At 65.1% G+C, this 22,256-nt stretch carries 21 protein-coding genes and 2 tRNA genes; 17 read left to right on the top strand and 6 right to left on the bottom strand.

Annotated features, from left to right (window positions below; all coding sequences use genetic code 11):
• Positions 1-60 precede the first annotated feature (60 nt).
• The gene (locus tag V6M63_RS01860) at positions 61-2,157 is read right to left on the bottom strand and encodes a type IV pilus assembly protein FimV (protein WP_332738883.1); all 2,097 of its coding nucleotides are present in this window, start codon (positions 2,155-2,157) and stop codon (positions 61-63) included.
• 118 nt (positions 2,158-2,275) lie between these two features.
• On the opposite strand from V6M63_RS01860, the gene V6M63_RS01855 reads away from it, so the two are divergent.
• The 5 genes from V6M63_RS01855 to V6M63_RS01835 all read left to right on the top strand — a co-directional run bounded on the left by V6M63_RS01855 (position 2,276) and on the right by V6M63_RS01835 (position 7,839).
• Positions 2,276-3,796, top strand: coding sequence for a 3-hydroxyacyl-CoA dehydrogenase (locus tag V6M63_RS01855; RefSeq protein WP_332738881.1), 1,521 nt, complete (start codon positions 2,276-2,278; stop codon positions 3,794-3,796).
• Between the two features lie 2 nt (positions 3,797-3,798).
• Complete coding sequence (locus tag V6M63_RS01850) at positions 3,799-4,578, top strand: oxepin-CoA hydrolase, alternative type (RefSeq protein ID WP_332738879.1); 780 nt, start codon at positions 3,799-3,801, stop codon at positions 4,576-4,578.
• 109 nt (positions 4,579-4,687) lie between these two features.
• Positions 4,688-5,407, top strand: a complete 720-nt coding sequence (locus V6M63_RS01845) for a Crp/Fnr family transcriptional regulator (protein ID WP_056277544.1) — start codon at positions 4,688-4,690, stop codon at positions 5,405-5,407.
• 49 nt (positions 5,408-5,456) lie between these two features.
• The gene (locus V6M63_RS01840) at positions 5,457-6,542 is read left to right on the top strand and encodes a phosphotransferase (RefSeq protein ID WP_332738876.1); all 1,086 of its coding nucleotides are present in this window, start codon (positions 5,457-5,459) and stop codon (positions 6,540-6,542) included.
• Between the two features lie 37 nt (positions 6,543-6,579).
• Positions 6,580-7,839 (top strand): acyl-CoA dehydrogenase family protein, encoded by a 1,260-nt coding sequence (locus V6M63_RS01835; RefSeq protein WP_332738874.1) that lies wholly within the window; start codon positions 6,580-6,582, stop codon positions 7,837-7,839.
• Between the two features lie 21 nt (positions 7,840-7,860).
• Here the strand turns inward: V6M63_RS01835 and V6M63_RS01830 are convergent, their stop codons facing one another.
• Complete coding sequence (locus V6M63_RS01830) at positions 7,861-8,526, bottom strand: hypothetical protein (protein WP_332738872.1); 666 nt, start codon at positions 8,524-8,526, stop codon at positions 7,861-7,863.
• 67 nt (positions 8,527-8,593) lie between these two features.
• On the opposite strand from V6M63_RS01830, the gene V6M63_RS01825 reads away from it, so the two are divergent.
• From V6M63_RS01825 to V6M63_RS01785, 9 genes are all read left to right on the top strand, one after another.
• Positions 8,594-9,298: a glutathione binding-like protein gene (locus tag V6M63_RS01825; protein ID WP_332738870.1), complete on the top strand. Its 705-nt coding sequence runs from the start codon at positions 8,594-8,596 to the stop codon at positions 9,296-9,298.
• A gap of 57 nt (positions 9,299-9,355) precedes the next feature.
• A tRNA-Pro gene (locus tag V6M63_RS01820) sits at positions 9,356-9,432 on the top strand.
• Between the two features lie 64 nt (positions 9,433-9,496).
• Positions 9,497-9,573: transfer RNA gene (locus V6M63_RS01815), tRNA-Arg, on the top strand.
• A gap of 246 nt (positions 9,574-9,819) precedes the next feature.
• Positions 9,820-10,293 (top strand): flavodoxin domain-containing protein, encoded by a 474-nt coding sequence (locus V6M63_RS01810; RefSeq protein WP_332738868.1) that lies wholly within the window; start codon positions 9,820-9,822, stop codon positions 10,291-10,293.
• A gap of 137 nt (positions 10,294-10,430) precedes the next feature.
• A complete protein-coding gene (locus V6M63_RS01805) occupies positions 10,431-11,618 on the top strand; it encodes an ABC transporter substrate-binding protein (RefSeq protein ID WP_332738866.1) in 1,188 nt (395 codons plus the stop codon).
• Positions 11,619-11,729: 111 nt separating this feature from the next.
• Positions 11,730-12,593 carry a branched-chain amino acid ABC transporter permease gene (locus V6M63_RS01800; RefSeq protein WP_332738864.1) on the top strand — a complete coding sequence of 288 codons (864 nt, stop codon included), beginning with the start codon at positions 11,730-11,732 and terminating at the stop codon, positions 12,591-12,593.
• Complete coding sequence (locus V6M63_RS01795) at positions 12,590-13,579, top strand: branched-chain amino acid ABC transporter permease (protein ID WP_332738862.1); 990 nt, start codon at positions 12,590-12,592, stop codon at positions 13,577-13,579. The genes V6M63_RS01800 and V6M63_RS01795 overlap by 4 nt, the downstream gene beginning before the upstream one ends.
• The gene (locus V6M63_RS01790) at positions 13,576-14,337 is read left to right on the top strand and encodes an ABC transporter ATP-binding protein (RefSeq protein WP_332738860.1); all 762 of its coding nucleotides are present in this window, start codon (positions 13,576-13,578) and stop codon (positions 14,335-14,337) included. Before V6M63_RS01795 ends, V6M63_RS01790 begins: the two co-directional genes overlap by 4 nt.
• Positions 14,337-15,047, top strand: coding sequence for an ABC transporter ATP-binding protein (locus V6M63_RS01785; protein ID WP_442909518.1), 711 nt, complete (start codon positions 14,337-14,339; stop codon positions 15,045-15,047). The genes V6M63_RS01790 and V6M63_RS01785 overlap by 1 nt, the downstream gene beginning before the upstream one ends.
• A gap of 6 nt (positions 15,048-15,053) precedes the next feature.
• Here the strand turns inward: V6M63_RS01785 and V6M63_RS01780 are convergent, their stop codons facing one another.
• Complete coding sequence (locus V6M63_RS01780) at positions 15,054-15,836, bottom strand: IclR family transcriptional regulator domain-containing protein (protein ID WP_332738856.1); 783 nt, start codon at positions 15,834-15,836, stop codon at positions 15,054-15,056.
• Positions 15,837-15,976: 140 nt separating this feature from the next.
• On the opposite strand from V6M63_RS01780, the gene pobA reads away from it, so the two are divergent.
• Both pobA and V6M63_RS01770 read left to right on the top strand, forming a co-directional pair.
• Entirely contained in the window at positions 15,977-17,167 is a 1,191-nt protein-coding gene (pobA, locus tag V6M63_RS01775; RefSeq protein ID WP_332738855.1) for a 4-hydroxybenzoate 3-monooxygenase, read from the top strand.
• A gap of 102 nt (positions 17,168-17,269) precedes the next feature.
• The gene (locus V6M63_RS01770; RefSeq protein WP_332738854.1) at positions 17,270-18,184 is read left to right on the top strand and encodes a CoA transferase; all 915 of its coding nucleotides are present in this window, start codon (positions 17,270-17,272) and stop codon (positions 18,182-18,184) included.
• On the opposite strand, the gene V6M63_RS01765 is transcribed toward V6M63_RS01770, so the two are convergent.
• Entirely contained in the window at positions 18,185-18,778 is a 594-nt protein-coding gene (locus tag V6M63_RS01765; RefSeq protein WP_332738852.1) for an AAA family ATPase, read from the bottom strand.
• Between the two features lie 11 nt (positions 18,779-18,789).
• On the bottom strand, positions 18,790-19,134 hold the full coding sequence (locus V6M63_RS01760; RefSeq protein WP_332738850.1) for a TA system antitoxin ParD family protein: 345 nt from the start codon (positions 19,132-19,134) through the stop codon (positions 18,790-18,792).
• A gap of 86 nt (positions 19,135-19,220) precedes the next feature.
• Here V6M63_RS01760 and V6M63_RS01755 point away from each other — a divergent pair, with 86 nt between their 5' ends.
• Entirely contained in the window at positions 19,221-19,901 is a 681-nt protein-coding gene (locus tag V6M63_RS01755; RefSeq protein WP_332738848.1) for a cold shock and DUF1294 domain-containing protein, read from the top strand.
• 9 nt (positions 19,902-19,910) lie between these two features.
• On the opposite strand, the gene V6M63_RS01750 is transcribed toward V6M63_RS01755, so the two are convergent.
• Entirely contained in the window at positions 19,911-22,247 is a 2,337-nt protein-coding gene (locus tag V6M63_RS01750; protein ID WP_332738846.1) for a YgiQ family radical SAM protein, read from the bottom strand.
• Positions 22,248-22,256 lie beyond the last annotated feature (9 nt).

Genomic DNA, 22,256 nt, shown 5'->3' with positions numbered 1-22,256 from the left:
GCCAGCCCACTCAGCAAAAACGCCGCATCTGCGGCGTTTTTTTATGGCAGCTTGTGAAGCTCAGGTCTTCTTGCCGGACGTTCGGGCGCCATCGGGCTCATTCGGCAAGTCAAAGTCGAGAACCTCGAAGTCGATGAGGTTGCCCTCAGCCTCCCGGATTTCAAAGTCTGCGGGCTGGGTGGGCCTGGCCGATGGCTCCACCGCTGAGTTCACCTCGGGCAACAAGGCTTCGAAGCCGTCCATCTCTGCAAAGTCGTCCAGATTGATGTCCAGACCCAGACGGGACGAGGCCGGCGACATGTTGTCCAGGCCCATGGGCTGGGTGTGTCGCTCCGAAGCATCTTGCAGCGACACACTCACCACGGACACCGACTTGTCTGCCGCTTTCAACGGCTGCATGGCGGTGTGCTGGAAATCTCCAGTGGTTCGGGGAGCCGCGTTGTCACGCTGGATGAGGTCTTTGGCAATCGCATGCAGCATCAGCAGTTCGCGATAGGCTTCCAGATCAAACACCTCGGACGCTCCGTCGCTGGCGTCGCGGAAGATCGATTGCTCGATCAGGTCGAGCACCCGGGGTTCTGGCCACAGCGCCTGGATCCGGCTGAACGCGGTTTCGTACGCCTCAAGCCCTCGGCCCCGCTGGGAATAACTGTCAAACGGTGGCGCACCAGCGTTGAACACGTGATTGAATTCTTCGCGCAAACGTTCGTAATCACTGCGGCGCCCCAGCCGATGGTAGATATGGAACAGGTCCATATAGGTGAGTGCGCTGGGCTCGTGGCTTTCCGTCAGGTGATCCTTGAGGACCTGGATGGCTTGCTCGTCTTCGCCCAGCGACACGAAAAAATCGGCCTGCTGCTGCACGTCGAACAACTCTTCGGTGGCCACCGACCGGGACACGCCCAAGGCACTGGTGGAAAACTCCCGCCGATCGCGTGCGGACAACGGCGTCGCGGTCTGCTCGTTCACCCGCGCCCCCTTTGAGCTCAAAGCCGTTTCGTTGGAGCTCGCCAGCCCATCAAACGAAGAATCCTGGTCAAGATCGATATCCAGATCCACGCCGCTGCTCAGCGGGGTGAGACCGGAAGCCACCTTGGATGCGCCGGCATCTGGTTGCAGGGGCACCAGCACGGTCTTTTCTTCTTCCTCAGGTGCCCACCAGGCGCGGGAGGCTTCCGAGCCCTGAACCACCACCTCCTGACGGCGGCGCCAAACCAACAACACGGCCAGCAAGGCCAGCAGCAGCAATCCGCCCAGCAGATAGACCAGCCAGTTCTGGTAGCGCTGCGCCTGCGACCGTTCCAGCTGTGAGTTCAGATCGCCCAGTGCGGCCTGGGCCTGCGTCTGCTCCTGACGAAGCCGCGCCACCTCGGATTCCAGTGCGACCAGTTTCTGTCCTTCGCGCAGGACGTCTTCGGGCGAGGCGTTGATGCTTTTCCAGAGCTGAGCAGCAGCAGCGCGCGCTTCTTCCGAGGTGCTGGGTTCGCTCAGCAGCACCGGCGAGAGCTTGAGAGTGGGGTCGCGCTCGATGCCGGTGCTGAGGTCGATGGGGTCCAGCTGCAAGCGGGGCGCTGCGGCCACGGGCGGCTTGACAGGGGCGCGACGCACCACCGAAGGCGCTCGCGGGGGCAGTGCGTCTGCGCGCGCAGGTGCCACCGGTCTTCGTTGCGATGTGCCTGAGGCTTGCGCCGCAGGGGATGCGGTGGCCGACGACGAGGGCGCGCCAGGAGCACTCGCCGCAGCCGTGGCCCGCGGCAAGCCTGAAGGCGCCACGGCTACCGGGGCCGTTGGCAGTGCGCCTGTGGAGGGCTGCGCCGCGGCCGTGACCGGCTCATTGACCAGGTCGGCCAGCAACACGAAACGGCGTGTGAACTGGGTGCCACAGCCAGCTCGCACATAGAGGGTGACGAAAGGCTCATTGACCGGCAGATGGGACTGAACCCGCACCGATGCTTCTGCATCCGGCGTGGTTCTTTGCGGCGATGTCCGCACCAAGCTGGGCGACACCTGGGTATCGCCATAGAAGACGTCGGTCTCGATGCAAAGGTTGGCCAGGTCTTCGCCAGGTGCCAGCAACACCTGCACGCGCACATCGAGCGTGTGCCCGATCATGGCGGCCCCGCTGTGACGACCGAGGGTCACGGCGGAACTGCTCAAGGCAGTTGATAGCAAAATACAACCTGTCCAGTACTTGCGCACGCCAGACTTCCTTCTTTCGTTCGTTGGGCGATTCTGTCATAGCTCCAGAAGCACTCATTCCAAATACAACACACTTATGCAACCCATCTTTCACAACACCGGCCTCGTGGGAACCGGCGCCATGGGCCGTGGCATCGCACAGATGGCGGCCCAGGCGGGCAGCCAGGTCTGGCTGTTCGATGTCCAGCCTGGCGCGGCCCAGGCGGCGCGTGATGCATTGCACGCCACCTGGCAGACGCTGGTGAGCAAAAACAAGATGCCGGCCGAGCAGATGCAGGCCTGCGTGGACCGCCTGCATCTGGCCAATGCCTTGGGCGACCTCGCTGCCTGCGATCTGGTCGTGGAGGCGATCGTTGAGCGGCTCGACGTCAAGCAACGCCTTTTTGCCGAACTCGAAGGCATCGTCGGGCCCGAGGCGGTGCTGGCCACCAACACGTCGTCCTTGTCGGTCACCGCCATTGCCGCGCCGCTCAAGCGCCCCGCGCAGCTGGCGGGCTTCCATTTCTTCAACCCGGTGCCGTTGATGCGGGTGGTGGAGGTGATCGCCGGCCTGAAGACCAGTGCCAAGGTGTGCCAGCAACTCACCGACTTCACCCGCCAGTTCGGCCACACGCCGGTGACCGCGCAGGACACGCCCGGCTTCATCGTGAACCACGCCGGACGTGGCTACGGCACCGAGGCACTGAGGGTGGTGGGCGAACGCGTGGCCGACTTCGCCACGATCGACCGCATCCTGAAAGACCAGATGGGTTTTCGCCTCGGCCCTTTCGAGCTGATGGACCTGACCGCGCTGGACGTGTCGCACCCGGTGATGGAGTCGATCTACCACCAGTACTTCGAGGAACCACGTTACCGCCCGAGCGTGATCACCGCGCAGCGGCTGGCCGGCGGCGTGGTGGGCAAAAAGGTGGGCGAAGGCTTCTACGCTTACGACAAGGGTGTGGCCCGGGTACCGGCCGAGCCCGCCGTGCCTGGGGTGGCCGAGATGCCGCCGGTGTGGGTGTCGCCCAAGGCGGCGCGACGCGCTGAGCTCTACCTGTTGCTGAAAAATCTGGGTGCTCAGATCGAGACTGCGGCTGCGCCCTCTTCTGCCGCCCTGATCCTGGTGGCCCCCCTGGGCCTGGACGTGACCACCCTGGCCGCGGTGGAGCGGCTCGACGCCACGCGCACGGTCGGTATCGACATGATGCTCGACGACGCTGCGGTGAAACGCCGTGTGCTCGCCACCAACCCGGCCACCCGCCCTGACATGGCCCAGGCCGCTCACGCGCTCTTCGCGCGCGACGGCAAGACGGTCAGCGTGATCCGCGACAGCGGCGGCTTCGTCACGCAGCGCGTGGTGGCCACCATCGTCAACATCGCCGCCGACATGTGCCAGCAAGGCATCTGCTCGCCAGCCGATCTGGACGTGGCCGTCACGCTGGGCCTGGGTTATCCCATGGGTCCGCTGGCCATGGGCGACCGCATCGGTCCGACGAACATGCTGGAGATTCTGTTCAACCTTCAGACGGTCTACGGCGACCCGCGCTACCGCCCCTCGCCCTGGCTGCGCCGCCGCGGCGCGCTCGGCCTGAGCCTCACGCACGAGGAGACCTGACCATGACCGCCAGTCTCAAGAGCCACAGCCATGGTCAGACCATGGTGCTGACCATCAGCAACCCCGAGCACCGCAATGCGCTCGGGCCCGACATGTACGCCGCCGGCGTGGAGGCGCTCAACGTGGCCGAAAGCAGCCCGGAGGTGCGCAGCGTGGTGATCACCGGCGAAGGCAACCACTTCTGTGCGGGTGGCAACCTGCAGCGGCTGCTGGCCAACCGCCAGCAACCGCCCGAGGCGCAGGTGCAGAGCATCGAAGGTCTGCACAACTGGATCGAGACCATCCGCGCGTTTTCCAAGCCCGTTGTTGCCGCCGTGGAAGGCTCTTGCGCCGGTGCGGGTTTCTCGCTCGCCCTGGCCTGCGACATGGTGGTGGCCGCGCACAGCAGCGTGTTCGTGATGGCCTACAGCAACGTGGGACTCTCGCCCGATGGCGGCGCCACCTGGAGCCTCATGCGCGCCCTGCCCCGCGCAACCGCACTGCAACTGCTGATGTGCGGAGACCGCATCGGCGCCGAGCGGCTGCAGCAGCTCGGCGTGATCAACACCGTGAGCGCCACCGGCGAAGCGCTGGTGGATGCGCTCGCGCTGTGCGAGCGTCTCAATGCCCGCGCGCCCAATGCCCTGGCCAGCATCAAGGAGCTGGCCAACGATGCACCCACGGTATTGCTGCATGCCCAACTGGGCGCCGAGCGCGACCACTTCGTGCGCAACCTGCACCACGCGAACGCGGGCGAAGGCATCGACGCCTTCATCAACAAGCGCCCGGCCAACTACCGTTGAACCAGCGCCGAAGCACGGCAGCGCCAACCGTCTGCGCGCATACCCTGAGCCCGTTGCCACGTCCCTGTGGCGACAATCATTGACTTTTCAGTCACTCAAAAGACAGCCCATGGACGAACCGATTCTGACAATGGAAGAACGCGAGGCGATCAACAGTGGTCGCTGGTTCTCCAACCTTTCTCCCTCCCTGCGGCACGACATACTCCGATGCGCCTACGTCAAGCGATTCAAGGACAGCGACCTGATCGTCGCCCGAGGCGATCCGCCCTCCGAATGGACGGCGGTGGCCAAGGGTGCGGTGCGCGTGAGTTCCACGTCGCTCTCGGGCAAGCAGATCACGCTGACCTATGTGGAGCCCGGTGTGTGGTTTGGCGACGTGGCGATGTTCGACGGCGACCAGCGCACGCACGATGCCTACGCTCACGGACCCACCACGCTGCTGTGCGTGGCCCGCACCGATTTTCAGAAGATCCTCAGCTCACACATCGAGCTGTACGAGGCATTGATGCGCCTGCAGGCGCGGCGCATCCGCACGCTGTTCGGCCTGGTGGAAGACCTCAACACCCTGCCTTTGCGCGCCCGCCTGGCCAAACAACTGCTGCATCTGGTGCGCAGCTATGGTGTGCCCTGCCTGGCCGACGGCAACGAGATGCGCATCGGCCTGCAGCTGGCGCAGGAAGAACTGGCGCAGTTGCTTGGTGCATCGCGTCAACGGGTGAACCAGGAACTCAAGTCAATGGAGCGCGACAACGCGATCCGCATCGAACAGGGAGGGCTGGTGGTGCGCAACCGGGACATGCTGATGCGCATCGCAGAAGCCGAAACCTGAGCTGCCGTGCGATGGCCTTCCTCCCCACCACTCCCCAAGGCCATCAGACATGAGCGACACCCAGAACTTCACCGGCACGCGTCCCGTGACCGGCCAGCACGCATTCGACGAAGCCGCCCTGGCCACCTGGCTTGAGAGCCGGCTGCCAGGTTTTGAAGGTCCACTCACCGTGGAGATATTCAAAGGCGGTCAGTCCAACCCCACCTACAAACTCATCACGCCCCAACGCGCGTACGTGATGCGCGCCAAGCCGGGCCCCGTGGCCAAGCTGTTGCCCTCGGCACATGCCATCGAGCGCGAGTTTCGTGTGATGAGTGCGCTGCATGACACCGGCGTTCCGGTGGCGCAGATGCACGTGTTGTGTGAAGACGAGTCGGTGATCGGCCGCGCGTTCTACATCATGGAGTGCGTCAACGGGCGCGTGCTGTGGGACCAGTCCCTGCCCGGCATGACGAACGAACAACGTGGCGCGATCTACAACGAGATGAACCGTGTCATCGCCGCGTTGCACACCGTCAAGCCACTGGCCATCGGACTGGGCGGCTATGGCAAGCCCGGCAACTATTTCGAACGTCAGATCGGCCGCTGGAGCAAGCAGTACCTTGCATCCGTCACGCAGCCCATTCCCGAGATGGACCGGCTCATGGAGTGGCTGCCCAACAACATCCCGGCCATGGCTCGCGACGAGTCGATGCTGTCGGTGGTGCACGGCGACTTCCGGCTCGACAACCTGATGTTCCACAGCGAAGAGCCGCGCGTGCTCGCCGTGCTCGACTGGGAGCTCTCCACCCTGGGCCATCCGCTGGCCGACTTCAGCTACCACTGCATGTCCTGGCACATCCCGCCCGGCATGTTCCGCGGCATCGGCGGACTCGACGTGAAGGCCCTGGGCATTCCCACGGAAGACGAGTACATCGCGCTCTACTGCGAGCGCACCGGCATCGCAGCGCCCGCGCAGCTCAAGGCCGACTGGAACTTCTACCTCGCCTACAACATGTTCCGCCTGGCGGCCATCCTGCAAGGCATCGCCAAGCGGGTCGAGGCCGGCACGGCATCGAGCGACCAGGCGGTGAAGTCCGCCTCTGGCGCTCGCCCCATGGCCGAGATGGCCTGGCGATTCGCCAGCGGCACCTGAACCGCTTCAAAGACCCGATCACCCACAAGGAGACACCATGAATTTCGACTACACCGACAAGGTCAAGGACATGCGCGAGCGCCTGCTGGCGTTCATGGACCAGCACATCTACCCGAACGAGGCGCGCTTTTTTGCCGAGATCACGGCCAACCGGGCCAAGGGCAACGCGTGGATCCCGACCGAGATCATTGAAGAGCTCAAGCCCAAGGCTCAGGCGGCCGGCCTGTGGAACCTCTTCCTGCCGCGCAGCCCGCGCGCGCCACAGGGCCTGTCCAACCTCGAGTACGCACCCATGTGCGAAATCATGGGCCGCGTGCCGTTCGCCGCCGAGGTCTTCAACTGCTCGGCACCGGACACCGGCAACATGGAAACCCTCGAGCGCTACGCCAGTGAAGAGATCAAGGACGAGTGGCTGGAGCCGCTGCTGCGCGGCGAGATCCGCTCGGCCTTCCTGATGACCGAGCCCGACGTGGCTTCGTCGGACGCGACCAACATCGAGTGCAGCATCGAGCGTGATGGCAACGAGTACGTGATCAACGGCCGCAAGTGGTGGTCGTCGGGCGCGGGCGATCCACGCTGCGCGGTCTACATCGTGATGGGCAAGACCAATCCGGACGCGCCGCGCCATTCGCAACAGTCGATGATCATCGTGCCGGCCAACAGCAAGGGCGTCACCATCGTGCGACCGCTCTCGGTGTTCGGCTACGACGACGCACCGCATGGCCACATGGAGGTGGTGCTCAAGAACGTGCGCGTGCCGGTGGGCAACTTGCTGTTGGGCGAAGGCCGTGGTTTCGAGATCGCGCAAGGTCGCCTTGGCCCGGGGCGCATCCACCACTGCATGCGCTCCATCGGCGCGGCCGAACGTGCCATGGAACTCATGTGCAAGCGGCTCAACAACCGCGTGGCCTTCGGCAAACCGGTGTCGAGCCAGTCGGTGTGGCACGAGCGCATCGCCGATGCGCGCTGCCGCATCGAGATGGCGCGCCTGCTCACGCTGAAAGCCGCCTACATGATGGACACCGTGGGCAACAAGGTCGCCAAGGCCGAGATCGCGATGATCAAGGTGGTGGCGCCCAACATGGCCTGCGACATCATCGACATGGCCATCCAGGCACACGGCGGTGGCGGCGTGAGCGACGATTTTCCGCTGGCCTATGCCTACGCCAGCCAGCGCACCCTGCGCCTGGCCGACGGCCCGGACGAGGTGCACCGCATGTCCATCGCCAAGCTGGAGCTGGCCAAGCACATGCTCATCAAAACCGAGGTGGAGATGCCGATCACGCGCGGCTCCTGAGTCCGCCTGCCCGCGGAAGATTCAGCGGGCAGGCATCGCCATGGCGCGTTGACTCGCTCGGTCAAACAGTCCCATGGCGTGCAGCGCGGTGGCGGTGTCACCACCGCGATCCATCTGCATGCGCATGTAGGTCTTGCCACGTTGCAGCATGAGCATCACCGGCGTCTCTTCAGAAACCCAGTCCGGCCAGTCCATCAACTGCTGTTCGGTCTCCCTGTCGATCCAGCGCCTGGCGATGTCGGGCGTGTCGGTGAGCACCGCGTAACGGCTCCAGAAGCGCCGGTCCGGTCCTGCCCAACCCGCATCGCGGTAGGTGGCCAGCCACCTCACCTCTTCGGGCACCACACCCGCCATGGTCTGCAGATCGTCTGTGTACTGTGAATAGAGTTCCCGCGACTGCGCCTCAAGCAACTCCTTCAACCGACGGTTCATCACCACCACATTGCCTTCCTGCTTCAGACCGAGGTCGGCGCGTGCCATCAGCTCCATGCCCTGAATGAATGGGCGAGACGCTTCCAGGCACTGGATGCGCACCGGCCGGTCCTGCCAATGACCGGCAAGCGCATACGCACCACCCGCCATCGGGTTGAAACTCAGCGCGTGATCCTTCGCCCATTCGGCCAGCGGCGCCGAGCGGGCGCGCAGCCAGGCCGAGGGCGTCAAGGCATTCTTCAAGCGTGCATACATGGTTTTGGGTTTTACCTTAGAGTGCGGCAGCTTGCGCACGGCAAGCACGCACAGAAAGGCCGATTTGATGATCAATGTCCACTCCTGGCCCACGCCCAATGGCCACAAGGTCCACGTCATGCTCGAAGAGTGTGGTTTGCGCCTGGGCCGCGACTGGCATGTCCATGCCGTCAACATCGGCCAGGGCGACCAGTTCCAACCCGAGTTCCTGAAGATCAGCCCCAACAACAAGATCCCGGCGCTGGTCGATTCCGACGGCCCGGACGGCAAGCCCATCAGCCTGTTCGAGTCGGGCGCCATCCTGCTGTACCTGGCCGCCAAGACGGGCAAATTCCTGCCCAAGTCGGACCGGGCGAAGTTCAAGGTGCTGGAGTGGTTGATGTTCCAGATGGGGGGCGTGGGCCCCATGCTCGGTCAGGCGCACCACTTCCGCATGTATGCGCCCGAGAAGATCGAGTACGCCGTCAACCGCTACACCAACGAGGCCAAGCGTCTCTATGGCGTGATGAACAGGGAACTCGAGAACCAGAAGTTCATTGCCGGCAACCAGTACACCATCGCCGACATCGCGATCTTCCCTTGGCTGCGCAGCTGGCAGAACCAGGGCATCGACTGGGCCGACTACCCGCATCTCAAGGCCTGGTTCGACAGAATAGCCGCGCGGCCCGCGGTGCAACGCGGGGTGGCGGTGCTCGCCGATGCCCGCAAACCACTCACCGACGACAAGGCCCGCGACATCCTGTTTGGCAAGACTCAATACGAAAAGAGATGAAAGAGGAGCCTGCGCTCCAGAACCGCCCGATTCAGCAGGTACAATTCGCAGCTTAGTCGGAGCGTAGCGCAGCCTGGTAGCGCATCTGCTTTGGGAGCAGAGGGTCGCGAGTTCGAATCCCGCCGCTCCGACCATTCATCAAAAAAAGAAAAAGGCCCACTCTGTGGGCCTTTCTTCTATGTGCTGCCGGTTATCTGTCTGCCCGTAGCTCAACCGGATAGAGCAGCTGCCTTCTAAGCAGCAGGTCGGGGGTTCGAGTCCCTCCGGGCAGGCCAACCCTTCTCAGGGCGCGGTCCGTTTGATGGTGGCCAGAAGCAAGCCCCGTCAGAAGAAAACCCAACCCGGTGACACAGTTGAAAGCCTGGGCGCGGCGAGGCTGTTGAAGCCACTGTCTGGCACGCGCTGCGGTCAGTGCGTAGAAAGCCCGAAGAGTTCGAATGAGGGCGATCCCCTGGTCCATGGATCGGGGTTTCCCCGGGTGGTCAGTCAAAAAAACATGAAGTATATTGCGTGCACTTCATATGAGCACCCCTCCCAAACTCCTCATCCTGGTCGGCACCGTGACCGACACCGCAGAGCACGTGGCTCAGGCGATTCAGATGAATTGCACGGATCTGCTTCCGGCCATTGAAGTCCGGTTGATGGACGGTCTGGACATCCGGGTTTTTGAGGAAGATGCACTTTACGTCATCTGTTCATCCACCCACGGTTCGGGCGACGTGCCCGACAACGCCCGCCACCTGTACGAATCGCTGGCCACCGAGCCCCGGTTCCTGGGCTCGGTGCGCTACGGTGTCATCGCCCTGGGTGACAGCGCCTACCCCCAGACGTTCTGCAACGGCGGCCTGCGGTTCGACGAGCGCCTGGCGGACCTGGGTGCGGTGCGCATCGGCGAGGTGTTTCGCCACGACGCATCGGCCGACACCGAGCCCGAGGTGGTGTGCACGGCCTGGGCGCGCGACTGGCTGGCAACCACCCTGAATGCCGCCGTCTGACGCCAGGGCGCCCTCCGATTCACATGTAAATAGTTCAAGCCTCAAGTACGGGTTATTCTGTATCGTCAATCGCGACCCCGCCGTCTACAGTGCCCTGACACCTCACCGCTTTCCGCCAACCCACCTGGAGATCCCCAATGACCACTCGCCGACTTGTCCTGACCCGCAGCGCTGCCGTGATCGGCGCCGCGTCCACCGGCCTGCTGCTGCCCGAAATCGTGCGCGCACAGTCGGACAAGGTCCGTGTGGGTTTCATGCTGCCCTACACCGGCACCTTCGCCCAGCTGGGCGTGGCCATTGAAAACGGTTTCCGCATGGCACTCAACGAACAAGGCGGCAAGCTTGGCGGCCGCGAGGTGGAGTTCTTCAAGGTCGATGACGAATCCAACCCGGCCAAGGGCATCGAGAACGCCACCCGCCTGGTGCAGCGCGACAAGGTCGACGTGCTCGTCGGCACCGTGCACTCGGGCGTTCAGATGGGCATTCACAAGGTGGCGCGCGACAGCGGCGTGCTCAGCCTGATCCCCAATGCCGGCGTGCACGTGGCCACCCGCGCCCAGTGTGCTCCCAATGTGTTCCGCACCTCGTTCACCAACTCCCAGCCCACGCTGGCGCTGGGCAAGGCCATGATGGAGCGCGGCCACAAGAAGGCCGTGTGGATCACCTGGAACTACGCGGCCGGCGACGAGGCGTTTGAAGGCTTCGAGAAGAGCTACACCGAGGCCGGCGGCACCATCATCAAAAAGCTGGGCCTGCCCTTCCCCAACGTGGAGTTCCAGGCGCTGCTGACCGAGATCGCCTCGCTCAACCCCGATGCCGTGGCCTGCTTCTTTGCGGGTGGCGGCGCGGCCAAGTTCCTGCGCGATTTCGCAGCGGCCGGCCTGAACAAGAACATCCAGCTCTACGGCTCGGGCTTCCTGACCGAGGGTGTGCTGGACGCCGCCGGTGACGCCGCCAACGGCGTGCTGACCACCATGCACTACAGCGACGCGCTGGACACGCCACGCAACAAGAAATTCCGCCTCGACTACGCCAAGACCTTCCGCATGCAGCCCGATGTGTACGCGGTGCAGGGCTACGACACGGGTCTGTTGCTCATCAAAGGGGCCAACGCCGTGAAGGGCGATCTGAGCAACAAACCAGCGCTGTACGCCGCCATGAACGGCGCCGAGATCGACAGCCCACGCGGCAAGTGGAAGATGAGCGCGGCGCACAACCCGATCCAGGACATGTACCTGCGCAAGGTGGAGAACAAGGAAAACAAGGTGATCGGCATTGCGGCCAAGGCCGTTGCCGACCCGGCCACCGGCTGCCGCATGGGCTGAAGCCGGCGGACCAGCGCCCGATCCGGGCGGGACGCACCACAGGCCGGCGCCTCACGGGCGCTGGCCTGTTTTTTGCACGCTTTCAAGATCCCACCACCCACCTGCTTGCCCATGGATTTCGCCAACTTCCTCATCCAGCTGCTCAACAGCCTGCAATACGGTCTGTTGTTGTTCATGCTGGCCGCGGGCCTCACGCTGATCTTCGGGATCATGGGTGTGGTCAATCTGGCCCACGGCAGCTTCTACATGCTGGGTGCGTATCTGGCGTGGTTCCTGGTGGGGCAACTCGACAGCCTGGTGCTGGCCATCGTGCTGGGCACGCTGATCGCCGTGGCGCTGGGCTGGCTGCTGGAGTGGTCGCTGTTCCGCCACTTCTACCACCGTGACCACCTTGACCAGGTGCTGCTGACCTTCGGCCTGATCTACATCTTTGAAGAGGTGCGCTCCATCCTCTGGGGCGACGACGTGCACGCGGTGCAGGTGCCCGAGGTGCTGAACTGGTCGATTCCGCTGACCGAGAACCTCTCCTACCCGGTGTACCGGCTGGTGATGTCGGGCGTGTGCATTGCGCTCGCCCTGGGTCTGTACCTGCTGATTTCCAAAACCCGCCTGGGCATGAAGATCCGCGCCGGTGCGTTCAACCGCGAGATGACCGAGTCGCTGGGCATCAACATCCGCCTGATCCACGGCGTGGTGTTCGCGCTGGGCGTGGCGCTGGCCGCCATCGCCGGCATGATCGCCTCGCCCATCGCCAGCGTCTACCCGGGCATGGGCAGCTCGGTGCTGATCATGTGTTTCGTGGTTGTCGTCATCGGTGGTATCGGCTCGGTGCGCGGCGCCCTCGTCGCGGCCCTGCTCGTGGGCCTGGTCGATACGTTCGGCAAGGTGCTGGTGCCACAGATCGCGGGCATGGCGGTTTACATGCTGATGGCCGGCGTGCTCCTTTACAAGCCTGAAGGGCTCTTCAAACAATGAGTTCCCCCAAAGCCCAACTCGAGAAGCTGCCGCGCAGCATCCAGGCCATTCTGGTGCTGGGCGCCATCGCGCTCGCCGCGTTTCCACTCATCCCGTTGACCGGTGGCGACTTTTACCTGCAGATGCTCTCGCAGATGATGATCCTGGCGATCTTCGCCATGAGCCTCGATCTGCTGCAGGGTGTGAGCGGCCTGGTGTCGCTCGGCCACGCGGCCTACTTTGGCCTGGCGGGCTACGCACTGGCCTTCCTCACACCGGCCGACACGCCCATCAGCCTGTGGTGGGCCCTGCCCGCCTCGGCGCTGGGCGCGGGCCTGGCGGCGCTCATCATCGGCTTCTTCGTGGTGCGCACCCACGGCATCTACTTCATCATGGTCACCATGGCGTTCGCGCAGATGGTGTTCTTCCTGTTCTTCGACAACAAGGTGCTCGGCGGATCGGACGGCGTGTACGTGAACTTCCGGCCCACGGCCTCGCTGTTCGGTTGGACCGGCATCGACCTGGAAAACAAGACCACCTTCTATTACTTCACGCTGCTGCTGCTGGTGCTGGTCTATGCCTTCCTGCGCCGCCTGCTGTTCTCGCCGTTTGGCCGCGTGCTCGCCGGCATCCGGGTGAACGAACACCGCATGCGCGCCGTGGGCTATGGCACCTTCGGCTACAAGCTCGCGGCCTTCACGCTGGCCGGTGCACTCGCCGGCGTGGCGGGCTTCCTGTGGGCGGCGCAGACCGGCTACGTGAACCCCGAGCTGATGGGTTTCCACATGAGCGCGCACGCCATCATGATGGTCATCCTCGGCGGCATGGGCAACTTCGCCGGTGCCATCGTTGGGGCCTTCGCGTTCGAGTACGTGATGCACTTCTTCAAGGACCTCACCAAACACTGGCAACTGCTCATGGGCACGTTCATCGTGCTGGTGGTGGTGTTTGCACCGCGCGGCCTCCTGGGCCTCGTGGGACAGCTCTCGAAGAAGGAGTCCCCATGAACGAACTCCTGCTCTCCGCTCGCCAACTCACCAAGCGCTTCGGGGGTCTGGCCGCCGTCAACGACGTGTCGGTGGACCTGCACCGCGACCGCATCCACGCCGTGATCGGCCCCAACGGCGCGGGCAAGTCGACCCTGACCAACCTGCTCTCGGGCGACCTGCCACCGACCTCGGGCCGCATCACGCTCAACGGTGTCGAGACCGCCGGCAAGAGCCCTGAAAAGATCTCGCGCCTGGGCCTGGGCCGCAGCTACCAGAAGACCAACATCTTCCTGCCCTTCACCGTGTGGGACAACGTGCGGCTGGCCGCCCAATCGCGCGAGCGGCACGCGCCCTGGAACCCGCTGCGCTGGGTGTCCTCGGCCAGTGCCATGGCTGCCGTGAACCAGCGCTGTGAACGTGCGCTGGAACTCGCGGGTCTGACCGCGCGAGCCAGCGTGGTGGCCGGCACCACCAGCCACGGCGAGCAGCGCCAGCTGGAGATCGCCATGACCCTGGCCACCGAACCCACCGTGCTGCTGCTCGACGAACCCCTGGCCGGCATGGGCCAGGCCGAGGCCGAGAGCATGGTGGCGCTGTTGCTGCGTTTGAAGAAAGACCACGCCATGATGCTGGTGGAACACGACATGGACGCCGTCTTCACCCTGGCCGACCAACTCACCGTGATGGTGAATGGTCAGGTGATCGCCAGCGGCACGCCGGCCGAGGTGCGGGCGGATGCTTCGGTACAAGCGGCCTACCTGGGTGAGGAGCATTGATGAGCGCCTTGATTGAAGCCAGGGGCCTCAACACCCACTATGGCGCCAGCCACATCCTGCGTGGCATTCACTTCACCGTGGGCCAGGGCCAGACCATCGGCCTGATGGGCCGCAACGGCATGGGCAAGTCCACGCTGCTCAAATCCATCATGGGCATCGTCAAACCGAGCGGCGGCACGGTGCATGTGAAGGGGCGTGACATGACCGGTGCACCCACCTTCGAGATTGCGCGCCTGGGTCTGGCCTACGTGCCCGAAGGCCGCGGCATCTTCGGCAACCTGAGCGTGCGCGAAAACCTGGTGATGTCGGCCCGCGCCGGCACGCAGGGCCAGCGCGACTGGACCTACGACCGCGTGCTGGAAACCTTCCCCCGCCTGGCCGAACGCCTGAACCACGGCGGACAGCAGCTCAGCGGTGGCGAACAACAGATGCTCACCATCGGCCGTGCGCTCATGACCAACCCCGACCTGCTCATCCTCGACGAAGCCACCGAAGGCTTGGCGCCCCTGATCGCGCGAGAGATCTGGCGCATCTGCGGATTGATCCGCGAGAGCGGCATCAGCAGCATCATCGTGGACAAGAACTGGAAACACGTCACCCAGATCACCGACCGCAACGTGATTCTTGTGAAGGGTGAAGTGGTGTTCGAGGGGAGTTCTGAACAGCTGCTGGCCCAGCCCGAGCTGCTGGAACAGTACCTGGGCGTCTGAGCCCAGTCAAAGCAAGGGCCGCAGCTCGCGCGCGGCGCCCTGCAGCAGCGGCAGCATGTCGCGCTGAAACTGCGGTGAATCCATGCGCTCGGCTGAGGACACCACGTTCAAAGCGGCCACCGCCTTGCCTTGCATGTTGCGCAGCGGCACCGCCAGCGCAAAGACGCCCAGCTCGTGTTCCTCGCGTGCAATCGACACATCCCGGCTGCGCACCTGCGCAATGACGGCCTTGAACGCTTTGTGGTCCACCGCGGTGTGCGGCGTCAACCGGGGCAGTTCACGGCCTTTGAGCCAGGACGCGAACTCGGATCTCGGCATGGCCGCGAGCAGCACCCGACCGGTGGACGTGGCGTGCGCGGGCAAGCGCGCACCCAGGTGCAGCCCATAGGCCATGAGCCGTTGCCCGCCGATGGACACGTTGCGCGCAACGATCACCACCTCGTCACCGTCGAGCACGGCCGCCGAGAATGAGTCTCGGGTCAGGGCCGCGAGTCGGTTCAACGTGGGCTGCAGCAAGCGCGGCAGGCGCGCCGAAGCCAGGTAGCTCCCGGAGAACCGCAGCACCTTGGCCGAGAGCCAGTAGTGGCTGCCGTCGGTGTCCAGATACCCGAGGTGCGCCAGCGTGAGCAGGTGGCGCCGGGCCGCCGCGCGCGTGAGGCCGGCGCGTTCGGCCGCCTGCGTGGCGTTGAGCCGCTGGCGCTGGGTGTCAAAGCTCTCCAGCACCGCCATGCCCTTGGCCATGCCTTCGATGAAATCCGCCTTGGCGATAGGGTGCTCGGGTGCGTTCATGGCCGGATTATGCGCCGGGGGCATTTCTTATTGCGCGGTGATCGCACAAGCCGTCCGATCATCGCGCAAGCTCGATCGCCAGCGATTGTGTTGCACGTCCCAGGTTTCTACGCTTGGTGATTCCCATCAGGAGACAAGACATGCGAACCCAGGTCGCCATCATCGGCGCCGGCCCATCGGGCCTGCTGCTCGGTCAGTTGCTGCACAAGGCCGGCATCGACAACATCATCATCGAGCGCCAGAGCGGCGACTACGTGCTGGGCCGCATCCGCGCCGGCATCCTGGAGCAGATCACGGTTGACCTGCTGGCGGAGGCCGGCGTGGGCGAACGCGTGAAAGCCGAGGGCACGGTGCACCACAGCATCGAGCTGGTGTTTGCCGGCAACCGCCATGCGATCGACGTGCACGGCCTCACCGGCGGCAAGGTGGTCACGGCCTATGGCCAGACCGAGGTGACCCGCGACCTGATGGACGCGCGCAGCGCCGCCGGCCTGCCCACCATCTACAGCGCGGCCAACGTGACGGTGAACGACTACGACAGCGACCACCCGGTGGTGCGCTTCGAGAAGGATGGTCAGACGCACGAGGTGAGCTGCGACTTCATCGCCGGCTGCGACGGTTTTCACGGCGTGTGCCGCGCCAGCGTGCCCAAGGGCGCCATCACCGAGTACGAGAAGATCTACCCGTTCGGCTGGCTCGGGGTGCTGGCCGACGTGCCACCAGTGTCCACCCACGCCATCGTCTACGCCAACAGCGAACGTGGTTTCGGCCTGTGCTCCATGCGCAGCCTCACGCGCAGCCGCTACTACGTGCAGTGCCCCATCGACGACAAGGTCGAGGCCTGGAGCGACGACCGCTTCTGGGACGAACTGCGCCGGCGCCTGGACCCCGAGATGGCCGAGCGCATGATCACCGGCCCGAGCATCGAGAAGAGCATTGCGCCGCTGCGCAGCTTTGTGGCCGAGCCCATGCGTTTCGGGCGTTTGTTCCTCGCCGGCGACGCGGCGCACATCGTGCCGCCCACCGGCGCCAAGGGCCTGAACCTGGCGGCCAGCGACGTGAAGTACCTCTCCAGCGCCTTCATCGACCACTACCTCGACAAGAGCAACGCCGGCATCGACAACTACTCGCAGCAGGCCCTGGCCCGCGTGTGGCGCGCCGAACGATTCTCGTGGTGGCTCACCTCGCTCATGCACCAGTTCCCCGACACCGCGGGCTTCGGCCAGAGGGTGCAGGAAGCCGAACTCGACTACCTGGTGAATTCAGAAGCCCTGTCGCGCTCGCTGGCCGAGAACTACGTGGGCCTGCCGCTGGATTTCGGGCGCCGCTGAGGTCTTGTGACTCGGTTTGAACGGGCGACGCTGTCGCCCGTTTGCGTTTCAGGCGGGCGATGCGGCGCTACAGTGAAGCGACCCCACCCAGTCCACCCGCCCATGACCGCCACCACCCGCCCTGCCCCTGCCCTCAAACCCCTGCGCGGCGTGCGCGTGCTCAGCCTCGCGCTCAACCTGCCTGGGCCGGCCGCGCTGATGCGCTTGAAAGCCCTGGGCGCCACCTGCCTCAAGGCCGAGCCACCCGCACCCAAAGGCTCGGTGGCGGGCGTGCCTGGCGACCCCATGGGCCAGTACAACCCCAAGGCTTACGCCACGCTGCACGACGGCATCAAGACCATCACCATCGACCTCAAGACCGACAAGGGCCAAGCCGCGCTGCACAAGACCCTGGCGCGCACCGACCTGCTGCTCACCTCGTTCCGCCCCTCTGCGCTGCTCAAACTCAACCTGGGCTGGAAGGCGCTGCACAAGCAGTACCCGGCGCTCAGCGTGGTCGCCATCGTGGGCGCGCCGGGCGAGCGCGCCGAGGAACCCGGCCACGACCTCACCTACCTGGCCGATGCCGGCCTGGTGCCAGGCCTGGAGCTGCCCGCGACCCTGTTTGCCGACATGGGCGGCGCCCTCATGGCCAGTGAAGCGGCACTCAAGGCGGTGATGGTGCAGAAATCCACCGGCAAGGGCGTGTTTCAGGAGGTGGCCTTGTCGGATGCCGCTGCCTGGCTCGCCCTGCCCCGCACCTGGGGCCTGACGCAACCCACCGGCGCGGTGGGCGGTGCGCACGCGGGCTACCGCGTGTACCCCTGCCAGGACGGCCGCGTGGCCGTGGCTGCGCTGGAACCGCATTTCGCAGCCGCGCTGTGCAGCGCAGCCGGCCTGTCGGCGAGCGACATGCGCACGCTGTTCAAACCCGCCACCCACGCGGCCATCGCCACCTTCCTCAAAGGCATGACGCGCAAGCAGCTCGATCAGCTGTCGTTGGCGAAAGACATTCCGCTGCACACGCTGGCCACCTGATCAAGCCGCCAGCACGGCGGCCGCCCAGCCCGGCAACACACCGGGCACCGCCGTCGGCAGCCCTCGACGGCAGCGGGCCACCAGCCGGGGTGGCTGGATGGCGGTGCCCGAGGTGTCGTAGAGCAAGGCCAGATCGGCCAGGCGCACGGCTTCCTTCAGATGCGCCAGGGTGCGTGGGTAGCGCGCCAGTATCCGGTCGGGTGGCACGGCGTGGCCGCCTTCGCGCACCCGCTGCGCGACCCGGCGCACCAGTTGCTGCGCATCGTCCACGCACACCACGAGCAGCACGGTGCGAAACCCCGCGGCCCGGGCTGCGCCCATGAGCTGCAGTTTGGAGGGATGGGAAAACACGGTTTCGCTCACGAACGAACAACCTGCGGCCAGCAGCGTGGCGCGGCGCTGGTCTGCCCAGGCTCTGGCCTGTTCGGAGCGCGCTTTCGGGTCGATCACCTGCGCCAGGTGGGTCGCCTCAAACAGGTCGGCGTTGACGAATTCCAGTTGGGTCGGGATCAGACCTTCCGTCACTGCAGCGCGGTACAGGGTGGATTTGCCGGCTCCGTTGGGGCCGGCCAGCAGGTAAAAAACCGGTGGCAAAACCGGTGGCGTCACGCAGCGCGGCGGACGGTGGGTGCCTTGCTGCGGTTGTCCTGCACGGTCTGGCGCACGGCCTGGGCCAGGCGGCCGCTGGATTCAGCGGCCAGAAAGCGGGCTTCGATGGCATCGAGCGGATCGGCCGGCACCGCGTGCCGCGCGGCTGCGTCGTAACGGGCGATGGCCTCGCGCGCTTCCTGCACGGTCAGGCCGGTTTCTTCGGCAATGCGCCCGAGCGTGGCCCAGTACTCGATTTGCCCGGCGACCGAGCGCCGCTGTGGCTGCGCAGCCTCACGCGCCTGCTGAACCAGCCCGGCGGGCAACTTGACAGAGGAAAATGCAGAACCGGTGGCCGACATGAAACATCTCCTGTTTGGCGCATTTTGCGCCATTCGGGACAAGCTGGCAAGCCCACCATTTCCGTTCATCGACCCATATCAACATCATGCGAAAACAGGGAACTGTGGTGCGCTGGGATCCAGCCAAGGCGTTCGGCTTCATCCGCAGCGAACAAACCGTCGCCGACATCTTTTTTCACATGCGGGACTTCCGCGGCCACCAGCCGCCCAGCGAGGGCTTGCCGGTCACGTTTCACGAGATCCATGTGGGAGGCAAGGGGCCGCGTGCCCTGTCGGTGGAGCCGTTGCGCAACGAGGTGAAAGCGCCGTTCGAGACGCCCAAGGCGGTTGTGCCACCCGAAGCCGAGTTGTTGCCCCGCGCCGCTCCCGCCAGACGGTCTCCATCGGCGCGCGAGAAGCGCCGCGAAGAGCGGCCGCTGTGGATCGGCCTCGGGCTGATCGTCTTCTGGCTGCTGCTCTGGCTGGTGGGTATCGGCCTGGGCCGTTTTCCCTGGGTGGTCCTCACGGCGGTGGTGCTGATCAACCTGGGCACCTTCTACATGTATTGGCGCGACAAGGACGCCGCCGTCAACGAAACCCAGCGCACGCCCGAAGACCACTTGCACGCGCTGGCGCTGCTGGGCGGCTGGCCGGGGGCCTGGTTTGCGCAGCAGATCCTGCGCCACAAGACGAGCAAGCAGCCGTTCCGGCTGTACTACTGGATCACGGTCGCCGCCAACACCTCTGCCCTGTTGGGCTGGATCGCCTGGCCAGCCTTCTCTGGCTGAGACCCGCGGTCAGCGCGGCTTGCGCTTGCCCGCACCAACAGGCGAACCAGGCCGCCCCGCACCGGTCACCCGCGGCGGCAAGCCGGTGTGCTGCGTGAGCAGGCGGCCCGCAACGGGTTGTGCCGCCTTGCCCACGGGCGTGCTGTTCTTGCGGCGCGCACTCTGGTAGCTGCCATCCGTCATCGGCTGGAAGGTGGGGATCAGGTGGTGCTTGCCGTTGCCGATCAAATCGGCGCGTCCCATGGTCTTGAGCGCCTCGCGCAGCAGCGGCCAGTTGTTCGAATCGTGGTAGCGCAAGAAGGCCTTGTGCAGGCGGCGGCGCTTGTCGCCGCGCACGATGTCCACCCGTTCGGCGCGCTGCGCGTCGCGACTGATGCCTTTGAGCGGGTTCAGGTTGGTGTGGTACATCGCCGTGGCGGTGGCCATGGGGCTGGGGTAGAAGGTCTGCACCTGATCGGCGCGAAAGCCGTTCTTCTTCAACCAGACCGCGAGGTTCATCATGTCTTCGTCGCTGGTGCCGGGGTGGGCGGCGATGAAGTACGGAATGAGGTACTGCTTCTTGCCGGCCTCTTCGCTGAACTTCTCGAACAGCTGCTTGAACCTGTCGTAGCTGCCAATGCCGGGCTTCATCATCTTGGACAGCGGCCCGCCCTCGGTGTGCTCGGGCGCGATCTTGAGATAGCCACCCACGTGGTGCTGCACCAGTTCCTTCACGTACTCCGGACTCTTGATGGCAAGGTCGTAGCGCAGGCCGGAGCCGATCAGCACCTTCTTGATGCCGCGCAGTTCGCGCGCGCGCTTGTAGATCTTGATCAGCGGGCCGTGGTCGGTGGTGAGGTTGGAGCAGATGCCGGGGTAGACGCAACTGGGCTTGCGGCACGCGGCCTCGATCTCCGGTGTCTTGCAGCCCAGGCGGTACATGTTGGCCGTGGGGCCGCCGAGGTCGGACACCACGCCGGTGAAGCCTTCGACCTTGTCACGGATGTCTTCCACTTCCTTGATGATCGATTCTTCCGAGCGGCTCTGGATGATGCGGCCCTCGTGCTCGGTGATCGAGCAGAAGGTGCAGCCGCCGAAGCAGCCGCGCATGATGTTGACGCTGAAGCGGATCATTTCCCAGGCCGGGATCTTGGTCGCGCCGTCGTGCTTGCCGTGCTCGTCGGCGTACGCCGGGTGCGGGCTGCGCGCGTACGGCAAATCAAACACGAAATCCATCTCGGCCGTGGTCAGCGGAATCGGCGGCGGGTTGATCCACACATCGCGCGAGGTCGCGCCTTCGCCATGCGCCTGCACCAGCGCGCGGGCATTGCCGGGGTTGGTTTCCAGGTGCAGCACGCGGTTGGCATGGGCATACAGCACGGCGTCGCTCTTGACCTGTTCGTAGCTGGGCAGACGGATCACGCTGCGGTCGCGTGCAGGGGGCTTGCGTTTGCTTTGCAGGGCCGGGTTGGGCAGGAACGTCAGCGGCTGGATGGCGGGGTTGGCCGTCGCGGGCACTGCATTGACCTCTTCCTTCGAACACGTCGCCCCCTGCGCTTGCGCCTGCTCGCTGGTCGTCAGATACGGGTTGGTGTGATCCTCCACCCGCCCCGGCATGTCGACCTCGGTGGAGTCGATCTCGATCCAGCCCTCGGCCGTGGGATCGTGCGGGCGGCGCACGAAAGCGGTGCCGCGCACGTCGGTGATGTGTTCGATCGGCTCACGCGCCGCAATGCGGTGCGCCACCTCGACCAGCGCGCGCTCGGCATTGCCATAGAGCAGGAGGTCGCACTTGCTGTCCACCACGATCGAGCGGCGCACTTTGTCGCTCCAGTAGTCGTAGTGGGCGATGCGGCGCAGGCTGCCTTCGATGCCACCGAGCACGATGGGAACGTCCTTGAAGGCTTCCCGGCAGCGCTGGCTGTAGACGATGGCCGCGCGGTCGGGCCGCTTGCCGCCCACGTCGCCCGGCGTGTAGGCGTCGTCGCTGCGGATCTTGCGGTCCGCCGTGTAGCGGTTGATCATCGAATCCATGTTCCCGGCGGTCACGCCCCAGAACAGGTTGGGTTTGCCCAGGGCCTTGAAGGCCTCGGCGCTCTGCCAGTCGGGCTGGGCGATGATGCCCACGCGAAAGCCCTGCGCCTCCAGCACACGCCCGACCACCGCCATGCCGAAGCTGGGATGGTCCACATAGGCGTCACCCGTCACCAGGATGATGTCGCAGCTGTCCCAGCCGAGCCGCTCCATTTCGGCGCGGCTCATCGGCAGCAGCGGCGCCACGCCGAACCGCTTGGCCCAATATGGGCGGTAGCTGGTGATCGGCTTGGCGGCGCGGGCAAAAAAGGAGACGTCGATGGGGGCGTTCATGGGGCTGGG

It is taken from the genome of Hydrogenophaga sp., from assembly GCF_036675665.1.
Lineage (GTDB): Bacteria > Pseudomonadota > Gammaproteobacteria > Burkholderiales > Burkholderiaceae_C > Hydrogenophaga.
The sequence above is the reverse complement of the archived record's forward strand: the minus strand, read 5'-3'. Positions and strand labels throughout refer to the sequence as shown.

What these genes read in the sequence shown, in the direction of transcription:
- V6M63_RS01770 (WP_332738854.1), top strand. Translation starts at nt 17,270, where the DNA reads ATGACCGCCACCACCCGCCCTGCCCCTGCCCTCAAACCCCTGCGCGGC.
- V6M63_RS01825 (WP_332738870.1), top strand. Translation starts at nt 8,594, where the DNA reads ATGATCAATGTCCACTCCTGGCCCACGCCCAATGGCCACAAGGTCCAC.
- V6M63_RS01835 (WP_332738874.1), top strand. Translation starts at nt 6,580, where the DNA reads ATGAATTTCGACTACACCGACAAGGTCAAGGACATGCGCGAGCGCCTG.
- V6M63_RS01800 (WP_332738864.1), top strand. Translation starts at nt 11,730, where the DNA reads ATGGATTTCGCCAACTTCCTCATCCAGCTGCTCAACAGCCTGCAATAC.
- pobA (WP_332738855.1), top strand. Translation starts at nt 15,977, where the DNA reads ATGCGAACCCAGGTCGCCATCATCGGCGCCGGCCCATCGGGCCTGCTG.
- V6M63_RS01850 (WP_332738879.1), top strand. Translation starts at nt 3,799, where the DNA reads ATGACCGCCAGTCTCAAGAGCCACAGCCATGGTCAGACCATGGTGCTG.
- V6M63_RS01750 (WP_332738846.1), bottom strand. Translation starts at nt 22,247, where the DNA reads ATGAACGCCCCCATCGACGTCTCCTTTTTTGCCCGCGCCGCCAAGCCG.
- V6M63_RS01785 (WP_442909518.1), top strand. Translation starts at nt 14,337, where the DNA reads ATGAGCGCCTTGATTGAAGCCAGGGGCCTCAACACCCACTATGGCGCC.
- V6M63_RS01805 (WP_332738866.1), top strand. Translation starts at nt 10,431, where the DNA reads ATGACCACTCGCCGACTTGTCCTGACCCGCAGCGCTGCCGTGATCGGC.
- V6M63_RS01780 (WP_332738856.1), bottom strand. Translation starts at nt 15,836, where the DNA reads ATGAACGCACCCGAGCACCCTATCGCCAAGGCGGATTTCATCGAAGGC.
- V6M63_RS01855 (WP_332738881.1), top strand. Translation starts at nt 2,276, where the DNA reads ATGCAACCCATCTTTCACAACACCGGCCTCGTGGGAACCGGCGCCATG.
- V6M63_RS01795 (WP_332738862.1), top strand. Translation starts at nt 12,590, where the DNA reads ATGAGTTCCCCCAAAGCCCAACTCGAGAAGCTGCCGCGCAGCATCCAG.
- V6M63_RS01810 (WP_332738868.1), top strand. Translation starts at nt 9,820, where the DNA reads ATGAGCACCCCTCCCAAACTCCTCATCCTGGTCGGCACCGTGACCGAC.
- V6M63_RS01790 (WP_332738860.1), top strand. Translation starts at nt 13,576, where the DNA reads ATGAACGAACTCCTGCTCTCCGCTCGCCAACTCACCAAGCGCTTCGGG.
- V6M63_RS01840 (WP_332738876.1), top strand. Translation starts at nt 5,457, where the DNA reads ATGAGCGACACCCAGAACTTCACCGGCACGCGTCCCGTGACCGGCCAG.
- V6M63_RS01755 (WP_332738848.1), top strand. Translation starts at nt 19,221, where the DNA reads ATGCGAAAACAGGGAACTGTGGTGCGCTGGGATCCAGCCAAGGCGTTC.
- V6M63_RS01830 (WP_332738872.1), bottom strand. Translation starts at nt 8,526, where the DNA reads ATGTATGCACGCTTGAAGAATGCCTTGACGCCCTCGGCCTGGCTGCGC.
- V6M63_RS01760 (WP_332738850.1), bottom strand. Translation starts at nt 19,134, where the DNA reads ATGTCGGCCACCGGTTCTGCATTTTCCTCTGTCAAGTTGCCCGCCGGG.
- V6M63_RS01845 (WP_056277544.1), top strand. Translation starts at nt 4,688, where the DNA reads ATGGACGAACCGATTCTGACAATGGAAGAACGCGAGGCGATCAACAGT.